Consider the following 14,426-nt stretch of genomic DNA (forward strand, 5'->3'; position numbering starts at 1 on the left):
AGGGCACCCGGAGAAGCCGCGTGTATGCGTGGGTTCGTCTGGTTCTGGCTGTTCGCCCTGTCGGTCCTTGCAGCACTGAGTGCGATCGTCGTCCTGATCGTCGACTTCTTCTACCCGAACCCGCCGTGGGGCGGGATGCCGCCGATCGGCTACGTCGTGGCGATGGGCGTCGCCCTTATCGCCCTCGGCGTGATGCTCACCCTCTCGATGACCAGGCCCGACGGTCGGTGAGTGAACGGATGCGTTCTCAACTCCGCATCGACCCGCCGTCGATCGGGACGGCCGCGCCCGTCAGAAAGCTCGCCCGGGGACTGGACAGAAACGCCACGACGTCGCCGAGTTCCCGCGGCTCGCCAATGCGACCCATCGGAACGTCCGCCGCCCAGTCGTCGTACCCCTCCTCGTAGCTGTCGTACTCGCCACGATCGACAGCATCGTCGATCAACTCCTCGATGCGGGCCGTCTCGTGTGCGCCGGGTAGGACGGCGTTGACGCGCACGTCCGGCGCGAACTCCCGGGCCTGGGTTTTCATCAGCCCGATGACCGCCCGCCGGACCGCGTTCGAGAGCACGAGGTCGTCGATGACCTCCCGAACCGACCGGGACGTGATGTTGACGATCGAACCCGCGTCGCTCTCTTTGAGGTGCGGATAGGCGGCCCGCGTCGTCCGGACGGCGCTCATCACCAGCAGGTCGTAGGCGTCGTACCAGGCATCGTTCGGGGTATCGAGGAACGACCCGCTCGGCGGCCCGCCGGCGCTCGTGACCAGGTGATCCAGCCCGCCGAAGGTCTCGACAGTTTCCTCGACGAGCGCTTCGACGTGATCGGGGTCGGTGATGTCGGCTTCGATCGCCCGGACGTCGCCCGGTCCCGCCGCCGCAAGCTGTTTGCGGGCGGAATCAAGTCGGGATTCAGTTCGACCGCAGACGACGACGTCCGCGCCCTCCGCGGCGAGTGCCTCGGCGCTCGCGAGTCCGAGACCGCTGGTGGCGGCTGTCGCCAATGCGACGTTGCCTTCGAGTTGCAGATCCATACCCGGAAGTACGTCGCCGGGGAGAAAAGCGTCACGAGCGGGGGACTTGCCAGTCGACGGATTCCGACGGTACCAACAGCGATCGGTAGACAGTCCTTCGGACGGAGTCAGCTGCCCCAGAAGTTGTCGCGGCTCCCGAGTTCAGGACGCTCCGGCCCGTCGTCACGCTCGTCGTCGGCTTCCGATTCGTCCTCGTCGCTTGCTTCATCGGCGTTGTCGCCGTCCTCATCCTCGGACTCCTCGTCTTCGAGCGGGAGTCGCTCGACCTCCTCGGCCCGGGCGTGGTTCGAGTGGACAGTAGTCACGCGAACGCGGGCGCGAGCCTCGGGAAGTACCCCATCGATCAGAAGAATGAAGCCGTCCTCGGTTCGGCCGACACCGGCCCCGCTCTCGTGGATATCCTCGACGGTGACGACGACTTCCTCGCCGGGCTGGACCGGCTGGGATTTGAGGTCGGAGATCGGCTGGTTGTAGTGGTTGCACCACTCGGCCCCGCCGCGGTCGCCGTAGTGGGCACAGCCCATGCCCTGGATCCGCTCGTTGAATTCGGGGCAGTCCTCGGCGAGTGGACAGTTCGCCATGCTGAATCCGCGTAGTCGGCGGGTACGCAAAACGTTTGCGTCTGGCTCCAGCGATCCGCGTGCGGGTCGATCCCAGGTGACGGATTGGCTTACTCCCCGGACGTCGAGACGTCTTCGCCCGCGCCATCGGCGTCGATCGTCAGCGTCTGATCAGTCTCGATCGACTCGATCCCCTCGATCTCACAGATTTCCCCGACGTCAGATTGTGGCACGGAAACGGCCACTGTCTCGAACTCCAGGGTCTCCTCGAGCGTGCCGCCGGCGGCCTCGATCCGGTCGCGGATGGCGGTGACGTCGTCGGCCGCACGGACGAGCAGCGTAACCGATCCGTCTTCGGATGGGTGCTCACGGATCGACCGGACAGCCGGAGAGACGTACATACGCGAAGATCGGCAGGCCCGAGACTTAGGTTTCTCGCCCTTGCATCGCCGAAACCAGCCGTCGCCACAGCGATTAACTACGTCGGGGTCGTGACTCCATCGCATGGACGTTCGTGAGGCCGTCGAAGCCGACGCCGATACCCTGGCGGAACTGGCTGACTCGCCCGTGGACGTAATGCGAAATCTCGTGCACGACCGGACTGTTCGCGTCGCCGTCGATCCCGACACTGACGAGACTGAGGCCGACATTGAAGAGCACGAAGACGATTCCCGAGACGACGAATTGTCGTCGATCGTCGGATTCGTGAGCTTCGACGCTCGCGACGAGACCGTCCACATCACCCAGATCGCCGGCTCCGAGGCGGCGTGTGCTCGACTGCTCGAGGAACCGATCCGGTTCGCTCGCGGGGAGGCGATGGCCGTCGAACTGCTGGTGCCCGACGGAGAACGAGCCGTCCGGGAGGCCGCCGAGGCCGCCGACCTCGCCACGGCGGGGTCCGGCCCGCGGTTCTCCGGGCAGCCGACGACCCGCTATCGACTCGAACCTGAGTCCGACGCGACGTGAGTGCCTGACTGCAGTGACCTCCCGTCCGTCACATGAAGTCGCCGATCCCCGTCTGTTTGCTCGTATCGTCCTCGAAGACGCGCTTGATCGACCGATCCAGGATCTCCAGGCGCTGTTTGGTGTACTCCCGGGCCCCGAACTCCTCGGCCACGCGCGTGGCCGTATCGATGTACTTGTTGACCGACCCCTCGTGGACGGTCAGGTTCACGTCGCCGCCACACTCTCGGCAGGTGCCAGTGAGTGGCATCCGGCGGTACTTCTCACCACACTCCAGACACCGGACGTCCTGGCGAGAGAACGCTCGCAGGTTCCCGATCAGATCCGGCAGGAAGTGATACTCGATGATGCGCTCGGCGACGTCGGTCTCGTCGACCGCCCGAAGTTTCCGGGAGATCTCGAGCTGAGCGTCCATCTTGTCCTCCATCGATCCCAGCGTCTTGTACGCCGAGAGATCCGGCCCGAGGGCGATGTTGCTGGTGTCGTGGGTGTGGGCGAAGCCAGTGTATTCGTCCTCAGTGCCCAGGGTGTCCTCCGCGATCTTGACGTCGACCTCTTCGGGATGGGCCATCTCGCGGGTCGCCTCGTACAGTTCCAGGGGATACTCCTCGACGATGTCGATGTTGTGGGCCTCGTCGTCGATCTCGGCCGGGTCGATCCGGGAGGACATGACTAACGGTGCGTCCATCCGACCACCGCGTTGATTTGGCAGATATTTTACACTAAAATTCAAAAGTCCATCAAGCAGAAGCATTACACAGTCTTCATCTCCGTCACAGTTTCGGCGTTTCGCGGCGTGGAAATAGGGGTGTGCGTACCCCACCGCAGCCGAAGTAAACCCGATGACGCGGCCGACGGTCGCCGCGCTGGTGTGGGGTGCCATCCCGAAGACGAGTTCGCCGACGAGGTCGTCGCGATCCTCGAGTTCGTAGTAGGGCTCGAGACCGTAGTACGACTCGAGGAGGTCGTCGATGAAGTCCGCGGTCTTGAGCATGTGTTCGGCCGCGCCATCCGAGAGGACGACGTCCTGGACGTTGAGTTCGACCAGTTGATCGTCGTGGACGAGCGGATCGCCGCGGATGTCTTGCTCGTAGCCTAACTCGCGGAACTGCTCGACGGTGACGTCGAGTTCGGCCGGCCGGACCGAGGTGACCGGGAGGTCGGTCATGTCGTAGCGGACCGTCCCGTCCTTGAACGCGCTGATGTCGTGTTTGGCCCGGAGGACGCCCTTCTCCATCGGTTCGGGGGTCTTCTCCTCCGACGTGAGCCCCTTGACGCCCTTGAGCACGTCGAAGGCGACCTCGCGCTCGCCGACTGACTCCATCGCCTGCTGGTAGACCTCGCCGACGTCTATCGTCGTCGTCCGGGTCGGTGAAGCCAGCGTCTCACACCGCGGGCACTCGGCGCGGCCGGACTCGTCGGGTTCGACCTCGCGGTCGCAGTCCGGGCAGACGTAGACCGTCTCGGTGGTCCCGCCACAGTCGGGACATCGCGCCTGGTAGGTTTCGGTGGCGCAGTCGGTACACCGCCGGCGGCCCACTTCTAGATCGACCTCACCGGGTGCGTCACCCATTTCGTCGGCGTGACCCGCCGCCTTCGCGACGTCGCGCTGGTTGCCGCCCGCTTCGCCGATCGGGAACAGCGTGTGGACGGCCGGCGAGAGTTCCCGTTCCTCGGACTTTTCGGGGCGGCCCATCCGGTTGCCGATCCGGGTCGGAGCTCGCTCGCGGACGTCGAAGGGAGCGATCTCGTTGACGGCCTCGATGGCGTTGTCGCCATCGTCGTAGCCCCGGGCGCGTTCCGAGAGGTCCTCGATCGTCCACGTCCGCGAGAGGCCGTCCGCAAAGCCCAGCGTCTCGACGAGCGGTCGCCAGGTCGGGACGATGAGCGAGGCGTCTGTCTGGGTGTGTTCGACCAGCAGCGATTCGAGGGTCCGCGTGGCGGTCTCACTCCGCGGGAGGACGAGGTCGCCGGTCGTGGCGGTCTCGGTTGCCTCCTTCCCGGCCGGTGGCTCGGCCGCCGCACCGTCGCCGGTGACGATTTCGCCCTCGGCGATTGCGTCGGCCAGCGCGTCGATCGCCTCGACGCTCACGTCGTGATAGACGTAGGTGTATTTCGGGTGCAACGGGGCATCGTACTCTCTGGCCCACTCGAGGGCTTGCGCCGGCGTCGGATCGTCGAGGTCGATCTCGACGGAGTCTTCCATCGCCTGGACGTCCGCGCCGGCGGCCTCGAACTCCTGAATCCACCACTCGAGGGTGTAGGAGGCCGGCGCGAGCGGGTGGTTGTTCTCGACGAACTCGCCGTAGTTGACGAGATACTCGCCCAGATCGAGGACTTTCTCGACGCCGTTGCGGACTTCCTTGGCCTCCTCGGGGTCGTCGATCCGTCGAACGTCGCCGTTCGCGAGGCGAACCGTCGGTCCCTCGATAGTGTCGACGGGGACGACGCCCGCGGCCTTCCCCGGGCGCTCGGTCTTGATCTGGGTCCCGGTCGCGAGAAAGTCGTCGACGAGGTGCATCGTCGCCGGATGGACGCCTGCGGTCGCATTCCCGTGATTCCGTGCGCGGCCGTAGCGCAGTCGAAACCCACCCGATTCGCTCGGGTGCGAGAAGACCGGACGGCCCGCGATGAGGTCCCGAAGGTACTTCTTGGATGGGTCGGCTCGGGGTGGCCCCTCGGTTTCGTCTGGAGCGTCCTCGACGTCGTCGGGTTCGTCTGCGTCACTCGCGTCGGCCTCCTCGGGTTCGTCGTCTGTGTCTTCGCCGATCGTCCCGTCGATGAGAGCCTGGAGCCAGGGCCACTCGACGTCGTCGAGTTGGCGGGTGTAGCGTTGAATCTTGGGCGCTTTCAGGGCGATCCCTTCGGCCATGACCAGACACATCCCGCCCCGAGCGCTGTTGGAGTCGACGCGTTCGAGGTCCCGGTAGCCCGAAACCTCCTCGTCGCCGGTGGCCTCACCGTCGAGCATGATCGGCATGTTCTCGGCGATGTGGCGGGTCTCCTTGTCCTTGGGCGAGTACTGGAGGCCGGTGTCCTCGTCGTAGAGTTCGATCTCCTCGACGTAGCGGCCGATCTCCTCTTCCCGGGCGTGATACTCGTCGATGTCGAGCAGCGTCCGGGCGTAGTCGGCGACGAGTACGGAGAGTGCTTGAGCGGTGCCGCCGGCCGACCGGATCGGGCCGGCGTAGTAGACGTTGACGAACTGGGTGCCGTCGTCGTTGTCGAGGATCTCGACGCGGTCGATCCCCTCGATCGGCGCGGCGACGACCCCCTCCGTGAGGAGGGCGACGGCCGTCCGGACCGCGCCCTCGATCTTGCCCGCCTTCGTGTCGTAGTCGCCGACCGAACCCTCGACGAAGTCCTCGACGAGGGCGAGGGCGGCCTCCTCGCGGGACATTTCGCCCTCGAGATCACGGACGCGCTCGGCGACCCCGTCGATGCCGAGGATGTTCTCGACGCGGTCGGCCATGTCCTTGGCGACCGGGATCTCGACGTCGGTCGTCGGATCGCCGCCCCGCTCGCGCGCCTCGCGAGCGACGTCCATCGCCCGGTCGAGTTCGTCTTCCAGCCGCGCGAAGTAGCGTTCGTCTTCCTCGCGCATCTACAGCGCCCAGAGGTCACCGCCAGTCGTCTCGTCCGGAACCCGTTCGAGCGATTCCTCGAACGTCCGGACGTACAGTTCCCCGATGAAGGTCTCTCCCGCGTCGAGGTGGCCCGCGATCGCCGTCCCGTCCTCACGGGAGAGCACCGCGTGCGTGTGCGCGAAGGGTTCACCGTCGACGTCGAGCGAGATGTTCCCGACGCAGGCGGCGACCTCCAGCGGTTCGTCGAAGACCGTCTCGCGGTACGCCTCGTCGTCCTGATCGTAGTACCAGATCGCGGCGTCCTGAACGGTCCCCAGGCCGAAAAAGACAGCAGCCCCGATGCCCTCTCTGCGGGCGAACTCCTCTATCTGTCCGCGCCAGTCCGCGCCGTGGGTCATGCTGGCGACGAACTCCCGCGACCCGGTGAGTTCCCGATAGTCCATGTGCGTACCCACGGCGACGAAGACAAAAAGGATTGCTCACGGGTCTGGGGACGAACCGAAATCGGAGCGAACGCTGGCCCGGATAGTCAGTCCCGCCAGGTATCGGGGACCTGGATCTGGTAGCGGCCGTCCTCCTGGAGCGCGATGATGTACTCCTCGCGCTCGTAGAGCTCCATGAGGTTGAGTTCGTACTGGCCGGGTTCGACGATCCGAATCGACTCGAACTGGTCGTTGAGTTCCTCGCGAAGTTCGGAGAGATCAGGACGGTCCTCGGTCGCCGTCGGGTGCTCAGCCCGGGGCTCGTCACTGCCGTTCCCGGCGTTTCCTCCACTCGAACCGACGGCCACGTTCGAGGTGCGTGCCGAGTCCGGGAGTTCGTCGGGCGAGACGACGGCCGAACGGGCCGATGCCTGGGCTTCGTCCTCGAACCCGGCCGTTCGAACGGTGTCGCCGGGATTTGAGTCTGTCCGGGTTTCGGCACTGACACCGTCGCTCTCCGTGCCGCCGACGAATGATCCCCCTGTTTCGGGTCCCGGACCGCCAACGACTGATTCCTCTGTTTCGGGTCCCGGACCGCCAACGGCTGATTCCCCTGTTTCGGGTCGATCGGGAGGAGAGGTGGACGCGATGTTCCCATCGGTAGTCGCGTCCTCCTCGGCTTCGCTCGGCCACGACGAGAGGGGATCCGCCTCGTCGGGATCGACGCCCGGCGTGGGTTCGTCGCTCCCAATGAAGTTCTTGACCGTCTGGGCGGCGTTGCCGACGGTCCGAGCGACGGAATCGTCCGGTTCGGGTCGATCCGGCGGCTCCGCGTCGGGCGCTGACTCGGCGGACGCGGTGGCGTCGCCCGGGTGGTACTGGAAGGTATTGCCGCCACACTCCGGACACCCCGAGAGCATCTCGGTGGACCCGTCTTCGAAGACCGTGCCACACTCCGTACACTGGTGGGGCATTATTTCCGGGAGACGAGGGCGCTGATGAGCGTTTCGTCCTTGTGGAGCGTCTCGATCTGGTTGGCCGGCCCGATCACGGTGAGTTTCTTCGTCGACTCCTTGCCCATCAGTCGGTCGAGGAGGCTCTTGTCTTTGGCCTCTGACTGGGGGTAGGTCTCGATCTCGATCCCGTTGAACTCGTCCGGACTGATCTCGGTCATCGTCACCTCGATCAGGCGTGACTCCTCGTCGGGACTGAGTCCCTCCTCTAAGACGACGATGTTCCCGTCCCGGACGCCATCCAGGATCATCCGGATCTTCTCCATGCTGGCCATCCCCTCCATCCGCTGGCCGCTGATCAGATCGATCTGGACGCCGTCGCGTGGTTTGTTTGTGACTTCAGCCATCCTCGATCACCCGAAGTACTCCGCGATCTTGTCGTAGACCTCGTCCATATTGTCGCCTTCGAGTGCCGACAGTGGGACGGTCTCGTGCTGGGGAAAGGCGTTACTGATGCGCTTGACGCTCGAATCCTCGAGGTCGATCTTGTTGGCGAAGATCAACACCGGCAAGTCCTGACTCTCGATGATGCCGATCAGCATCGTATTGACCTGTGTGAAGGGGTCCTCGGCGGAGTCGAGGACGTAGATGACGCCGTCGACGTCCTCTCGAAGCCAGTGCATCGCCTCGGCGACGCCCTCGGTGGCTTCACGGGATCGACGGACGGCGTCGTCTTTCTCCATGTCGTGATCGAGGAACTCGGTGTAGTCGACCTTGGTCGTCACACCCGGTGTGTCGACGATGTCGATCTGGACCGACTTGCCGTCGCGTTCGATCTCGACGTTCTCCTTGCGGCGCGCGCGTCTGGTTTCGTGTGGAACGGCACTCTCCGGTCCGACCGCGTCGCCGGTCCAGTCCCGGGCGATCCGATTCGCCAGGGTGGTCTTGCCGGCGTTGGGCGGTCCGTAGATGCCGATGCGTTTCGGATCCTGTTCTGAGAACAGGCTCGAAGCGGCACGTGAAATGCTGTCTCTGAGTTCTGTGAGCAGGCCCATCCTATCCTCCCGCGCCCGAGCGAGTCGGGGCATCTGCGCGTAACACTTTCCCGAATTCACTTAACTGTACGTCAGACATATATAACGAATTCTGAACGAACGGACAATCCGACGGTGTCGATCCCGTCTGCTGAGGGTATCCGACAGCAAACCATTATGACTTGTAGTTATTTGTCTTCCCTACCCCCCACCCCTTCGTTTCAAGTGGAGCGACCCAGACCACCGGTGGAGACACGAGCCGATCGACTGGAAAGGCGGAATTCCGTGAGAATCGACGAACAGTCGAGCTCGGTCGCGATCCATTGTTCGCTGGAGAAAAGACAACAGAAATCTGAGAGATATTCAGTGTACAGCAGTATATAACGGATTATCGTGGCCACCTATTCGAGTGCGAAGGGGGCCAGTTGGAGACGACGGAGAACGAGAGATGGTCCAATTCGGCGGATAGATCCGCATTGGAAAATAACGCACACCGTTGGAACGATCGACATCAAACGTCTAGCTAGATCTAGTACTTTTGTTCTAGTCGTACGTAGTACTATTTACTACTAGACAGTATAGATTATCTCAATAAACGTTTTAGTTTCGTCGTACGGATACAGTTTCACCTAATGAGTTATAAAACCCTGTCATTCTAGACTATCGTCCCGCGTTGCTGAGACCCCCCACCCGGGTGTGCTGGCCGTTCCACTCGAAACGAAGGGGTGGGGGGTGGGGGCTCTCTCGTCGGAAGTCTCACTCGTGGGGTGTCTCTCATCGACTCGTTGATTCGATCGGTGGCTTCTGTTTCATTTTTCGAGATCGGTCGGGCCACTCCCTCTCTGTGGACGAGCCTCATCAAAGCTGCCGCATGACTGTTTACCTATTTCGTTCCCTGTTACTCTATTTCGTTTTCTGCATCCCTGTTACCCCATTTCGTTCCCTGTTACCCCATTTCGTTCTCTGCAACGATATGGCCGTGCGCTCATTCTTTACGATCGACTGGGCACAACCTGAACCGAAATTTTTAATAGCGTCTCACCCACCCGTTGTTCTGGTTCAACTGCACAGAGGACATCGTCTCGCATTCCGGTATTTCGACGCTACAGGCCGTTTTCGGCCAGTATTTCGGATCTGCGGGCGAATCTCCACCTGAAAGAAGGGGGATTGAAATCACATGCAAGGCACCGACGACGAATCCGAGACACACGCCGAGGACAGTGGAGACGGCGATGCAACCGGGTCGGTCGGGACCGGCCCGATCCCCGAGGAGTCAGCGTCACCATCCACCGACGCGGCTGCTCACACAGTCGATCAGCCAATCGACGATGCCGATAGCGAGGCTGATCCGGCCAGCCCCGGAAAATCTGGGTCAGTCGGTCCCGATCCTGGACCGGTTTCGGGTCAGGACGAGGACAGTCAGTCCGTCCCCGCCGTCGACCAGGACGAGGACAGTCAGTCCGTCCCCGCCGTCGAGGATGATGTCCCTATCGACGACGACTGGACGACACGCTCGTCGGATGCCTCGCTTGGCACGTCGGTCGAAGACACCCCGTCGAACGCGGCTGGCTCGATCGACGAGGATCTACTCGACGAAATCGTCTTCGAAGACGACGAAGACACCGACGAAGCCTCGCGTGGGCTCTTCGACGACCTCCTCAGCGGGGAGCCGATCTTCGAGAACAAGGAGGTCCTCCGACCTTCCTACACGCCACGGAAGCTTCCCCATCGCGAGGAACAGATCAACAACATGGCGACGATTCTCGTCGCCGCGCTCCGCGGAGACACACCCTCGAATATCCTCATCTACGGGAAGACAGGTACGGGCAAGACCGCGAGTGCGAAGTTCGTCAGCGAGGAACTCGAACGCACCTCCGAGAAGTACGAGGTGCCCTGTGACGTCGAGTACATCAACTGCGAGGTGACCGACACACAGTATCGTGTGCTCGCACAGCTCGCAAACACCTTCATCGAGAACAACGAAGACCACATCGAGAACCGCCTCGACGAACTCGAAGCACTGAAAGAACGCGCCGAGGACGATCCGAGCGCACTTGACGGGACGGAGTTCGCCACGCTTGAAGCCGTCGACGGCGAGATCGACTCCCTCGAGGCGGATCTGGACTCCTTCGAGACAGTCCCGATGACGGGGTGGCCGACCGACCGCGTCTACAGCACCTTCTTCGACGCCGTCGATTACACCGAACGCGTCGTCGTGATCATGCTCGACGAGATCGACAAACTCGTCGAGAAGAGCGGCGACGACACTCTCTACAATCTCTCGCGGATGAACAACGAACTCGAGAATTCACGGGTCTCGATCATCGGGATCTCCAACGACCTGAAGTTCACTGACTTTCTGGACCCCCGCGTCAAGTCCAGCCTCGGCGAGGAGGAGATCGTCTTCCCGCCGTACGACGCAAACCAGCTCCGGGACATCCTCCAGGCTCGCGCGGACGTCGCGTTCAAGGACGACGCGCTCTCGGAGGACGTCATCCCGCTGTGTGCGGCCTTTGCGGCCCAGGAGCATGGTGACGCGCGCCGGGCACTCGATCTCCTCCGGACGGCGGGCGAACTCGCCGAACGTGGTCAGATCGACCGTGTCGCCGAGGACCACGTCCGGCAGGCCCAGGAGAAGATCGAACTCGATCGGGTCGTCGAAGTCGTCCGCACCTTGCCCACCCAGAGCAAACTCGTTCTCTTCGCGATCATCCTCTTAGAGAAAAACGGCGTCCACAACATCAACACCGGCGAGGTGTACAACATCTACAAGCGTCTCTGTGAGGAGATCGACGCCGACGTCCTCACCCAGCGACGGGTCACCGACCTCATCTCCGAACTCGACATGCTCGGGATCGTCAACGCCGTCGTCGTCTCGAAGGGCCGCTACGGCCGCACCAAGGAGATCAGTCTCTCCGTTCCCCTAGACGAAACCGAGGCCGTGCTGCACTCGGATTCGCGACTCGGCGACATCGAGGACGTCCAGCCGTTCATTCAGGCCCGCTTCGATCAGTGACGATTCAGGGCGTGGCTGGCGCGGTGTCGCTGCTGTTGGTTGGCGCTGTCAGTCTGTCCCTGTCCGTTGCGTTCGTCGCTGTCACGTTCGTCGCTGTCACGTTCGTCGACCGGACTTCCCCCGAAAGCAGTCGCACCTGGCCGAGTCCCGGCACGCCGTATTCGGCGGTTCCGATCACCCACTCGGGCTTGACCGGCTCGCTGATACCCATGGCCTGATCGTATCGCTTGTTCGAGACCGTGTTGTCGCCCTTCGTGATGAACCCGGCGTTGGGGGCCGGACAGTTGGCGAGTTCCTCGCAGTTGTCCGCCCCACCAACGCCCGTTGAATCGGCCCGATCGTACCAGTTTTCGCCGTCCGCCACCCAGAACATCGCGCGGTGAATGATCGGCGTCGCCTCACCGTTGCCGTCTGGTTCGTAGATGACGACGTCACCGTAACCCTCGAACGTGCGGTAGCCGGTCTCCTCGCCGACTCGTGCCGGAACGACACCGGACTCTCCGATCGCTCCCGGTCCGGGGAAACGCTGTTCGTCCATCACGAAGACGAGATCGCCAGTGTCGATGTGTGGTTCCATACTCGCACTCTCGATCGCCACGAGCGGCGGCCACACGCCGCTGGTCGCGAACAACAGCGCGCCGATGAGGGCGACGATCACCACGCTACTCACGATGTCGAAGGCGTACTGCAGGACATGCTTCCATCTATCCCCGCCGTCACCCGAGGGCGATCGCGTCTGTGTGGGCTTTCGAACACCTGAATCGGGTGACATCGACGACTCCTGGTACTGGATGCCCTGTCGGCCCGGGTCCGCCGTTCGATCCGTCTGGTCGTCCGCTGGATCGACGTCTTCCCGCGGTGAGAACCGATCGGGGACGTGCTGATCGTCGTGTGTGGCGGGCGCTTTCCCCTCTCGTCCCGGAGACGACTGCTCCCGATCTGCGTGATTGTCGTGTCTGGCGGACTCATCGGCGCCATCCGGGACCGTCCCGTCCTCGACGTCGGCAGACTCGGCCGGGTCCTCCTCTCGATCGTGGCCATCGTCGACCGGCGCACGGTCGTCGCGCGGATCGCTCATCTACTCGCCTGTTCGCACTCGATGGTTACAACCTTTCCTTTCCCACCGGAGACACGAACTGGTCTCCTCCCCACAGAACGACCCTTCGCCGTGCAGCCATTCACTCACTCCCGTTTCGCGTCGACCGCCACCCTTTTGCTGGCGCACTTGCTGTAGACGTAGTGTGCCTCGCGAGACACCCGTTCGGATCGTCGACGAACTCGCGAGTCGGGGCTACAATACCGATCGTGAGGCAGTCACGCTGCTGGCAGACGCCCCAGATACGGACGCCGCCATCGAGCGTGCACTCGAAGCCGTCCCCGACGACGCGGTGAAACTCTCCGTCGAAGACGTCCGAGACGTCCTCGAAACCAATGCAGGGAATGTCGATCGTTCCCGTGGCAGATCTGATACTCATTCCTCGTCTGATTCGGGCGAGCGAGACCCCTCTGTTTCGAGTGGAGATCCGTCACTGGAATCCTCTCACGATCGTGGGGCCGTTCCACCTGAAACGGAGGGGGTCGAATCAGGTTCCGGGGATGGAAATCGCACACGGCGTGAGCGTGATCCGAGCGAGCCAGCCATCGCCGGCGACGTCACCGGTCGATCGACCGGTACCGGCGAGTACGAGGATTTCGTGGCGGTCTTCCGGGACCGCTACGAGAAACTGTCAGGGCAACTTCGCGGGCGGGTCAACCACCGACCGACGAGCGCTGTCGAGTCCATGCCCGGCGGGAGCGAGGCGGCGATCGTCGGCATGGTCGCCGACATCCGCTCGACGGCCAACGGCCACTGGTTGATCGACCTGGAAGACACCACCGGCACCTTCCCGGCGCTGGTGATGAAAGACCGGGACATGGCCGACCTGGTCGACGATCTGCTGTTCGACGAGGTGATCGCCGTCGAGGGGACGTTGGCCGACGACGGCGGGATCCTCTTCGCTGATTCGATCCACTTCCCGGACGTTCCCCGGACCTTCGAGCCCTCGACGGCCGATCGGGCGGTCAGCGCGGCGCTCATCAGCGACGTCCACGTCGGCAGCCAGGAGTTCGACGCCGACGCCTGGAACCGCTTTGCGGAATGGCTTCACACCCCAGAGGCCGACCGCGTCGAGTACCTCCTGCTCGCGGGCGACATGGTCGAGGGCGTCGGCATCTATCCCGACCAGGACGAGGAACTCGACATCGTCGACATCTACGACCAGTACGAGGCCTTCGCCGAGCATCTGAAGGCTGTCCCCGGCGACATGGAGATCGTGATGATCCCGGGCAACCACGACGCCGTCCGGCTGGCCGAACCCCAGCCGGCCTTCGACGAGGAGCTCCGGGAGATCATGTCGGCCCACGACGCACGGATCACCGGCAACCCCTCGACAGTCACGGTCGAGGGCGTCGACGTCCTCATGTACCACGGCGTCAGCCTGGACGAGGTGATCGCCGAACTCCCCGAGGACCACGCCAGCTACGATCATCCCGACCGGGCGATGGCCCAGTTACTCAAGAAGCGCCACATCGCGCCGCAGTTCGGCGGCCACACCCGGATCGCCCCCGAAGAGCGTGATTACCTCGTCATGGAGGACGTCCCCGACGTCTTCCACACCGGCCACGTCCACAAGCTGGGGTACGGCTCCTATCACAACGTACTGACCATCAATTCGGCATGCTGGCAGCAACAGACCAGCTTCCAGGAGAGCGTCAACATCGACCCCGACGTCGGGTACGCGCCGATCGTCCACCTCGACAAACTCGACGAGAGCGACGCCAGTGACTTCCTGACGATCCGGAGCTTCGGGTAGGTTTCG

At 63.4% G+C, this 14,426-nt stretch carries 13 protein-coding genes; 4 read left to right on the forward strand and 9 right to left on the reverse strand.

All coding sequences use genetic code 11. The annotated features are described in order from the left end of the window. Nucleotides 1-24: 24 nt before the first annotated feature. A complete protein-coding gene (locus tag HTIA_RS07010) occupies nt 25-231 on the forward strand; it encodes a hypothetical protein (protein ID WP_008526118.1) in 207 nt (68 codons plus the stop codon). Between the two features lie 16 nt (nt 232-247). Here HTIA_RS07010 and HTIA_RS07015 read toward each other — a convergent pair whose 3' ends face one another. From HTIA_RS07015 to HTIA_RS07025, 3 genes are all read right to left on the reverse strand, one after another. After that, a complete protein-coding gene (locus HTIA_RS07015; RefSeq protein ID WP_008526117.1) occupies nt 248-1,033 on the reverse strand; it encodes an SDR family oxidoreductase in 786 nt (261 codons plus the stop codon). Nucleotides 1,034-1,140: 107 nt separating this feature from the next. Beyond that, nucleotides 1,141-1,614, reverse strand: a complete 474-nt coding sequence (locus HTIA_RS07020) for a TRAM domain-containing protein (RefSeq protein WP_008526116.1) — start codon at nt 1,612-1,614, stop codon at nt 1,141-1,143. A gap of 89 nt (nt 1,615-1,703) precedes the next feature. Then, the gene (locus HTIA_RS07025) at nt 1,704-1,994 is read right to left on the reverse strand and encodes a hypothetical protein (RefSeq protein ID WP_008526115.1); all 291 of its coding nucleotides are present in this window, start codon (nt 1,992-1,994) and stop codon (nt 1,704-1,706) included. Nucleotides 1,995-2,097: 103 nt separating this feature from the next. On the opposite strand from HTIA_RS07025, the gene HTIA_RS07030 reads away from it, so the two are divergent. Beyond that, nucleotides 2,098-2,559, forward strand: a complete 462-nt coding sequence (locus tag HTIA_RS07030; protein ID WP_008526114.1) for a hypothetical protein — start codon at nt 2,098-2,100, stop codon at nt 2,557-2,559. Between the two features lie 28 nt (nt 2,560-2,587). Here HTIA_RS07030 and HTIA_RS07035 read toward each other — a convergent pair whose 3' ends face one another. The 5 genes from HTIA_RS07035 to HTIA_RS07055 form a co-directional block, all read right to left on the reverse strand. Continuing rightward, the gene (locus HTIA_RS07035; protein ID WP_008526113.1) at nt 2,588-6,160 is read right to left on the reverse strand and encodes a DNA polymerase II large subunit; all 3,573 of its coding nucleotides are present in this window, start codon (nt 6,158-6,160) and stop codon (nt 2,588-2,590) included. Beyond that, nucleotides 6,161-6,586 (reverse strand): PPC domain-containing DNA-binding protein, encoded by a 426-nt coding sequence (locus tag HTIA_RS07040; RefSeq protein ID WP_008526112.1) that lies wholly within the window; start codon nt 6,584-6,586, stop codon nt 6,161-6,163. A gap of 86 nt (nt 6,587-6,672) precedes the next feature. Further along, complete coding sequence (locus HTIA_RS07045; RefSeq protein ID WP_008526111.1) at nt 6,673-7,539, reverse strand: OapC/ArvC family zinc-ribbon domain-containing protein; 867 nt, start codon at nt 7,537-7,539, stop codon at nt 6,673-6,675. Next, entirely contained in the window at nt 7,539-7,925 is a 387-nt protein-coding gene (locus tag HTIA_RS07050; protein WP_008526110.1) for a DUF2073 domain-containing protein, read from the reverse strand. The genes HTIA_RS07045 and HTIA_RS07050 overlap by 1 nt, the downstream gene beginning before the upstream one ends. Nucleotides 7,926-7,931: 6 nt before the next feature. Continuing rightward, on the reverse strand, nt 7,932-8,573 hold the full coding sequence (locus HTIA_RS07055; RefSeq protein WP_008526109.1) for a GTP-binding protein: 642 nt from the start codon (nt 8,571-8,573) through the stop codon (nt 7,932-7,934). 1,156 nt (nt 8,574-9,729) lie between these two features. On the opposite strand from HTIA_RS07055, the gene HTIA_RS07060 reads away from it, so the two are divergent. Further along, nucleotides 9,730-11,568: a Cdc6/Cdc18 family protein gene (locus HTIA_RS07060; protein WP_008526108.1), complete on the forward strand. Its 1,839-nt coding sequence runs from the start codon at nt 9,730-9,732 to the stop codon at nt 11,566-11,568. Between the two features lie 4 nt (nt 11,569-11,572). On the opposite strand, the gene HTIA_RS17350 is transcribed toward HTIA_RS07060, so the two are convergent. Further along, nucleotides 11,573-12,340 carry a S26 family signal peptidase gene (locus tag HTIA_RS17350; RefSeq protein ID WP_394324558.1) on the reverse strand — a complete coding sequence of 256 codons (768 nt, stop codon included), beginning with the start codon at nt 12,338-12,340 and terminating at the stop codon, nt 11,573-11,575. A 469-nt stretch (nt 12,341-12,809) separates the two neighbouring features. On the opposite strand from HTIA_RS17350, the gene HTIA_RS07070 reads away from it, so the two are divergent. Next, a complete protein-coding gene (locus HTIA_RS07070; protein WP_008526104.1) occupies nt 12,810-14,420 on the forward strand; it encodes a DNA-directed DNA polymerase II small subunit in 1,611 nt (536 codons plus the stop codon). Nucleotides 14,421-14,426 lie beyond the last annotated feature (6 nt).

This window comes from Halorhabdus tiamatea SARL4B (genome assembly GCF_000470655.1).
GTDB lineage: Archaea > Halobacteriota > Halobacteria > Halobacteriales > Haloarculaceae > Halorhabdus > Halorhabdus tiamatea.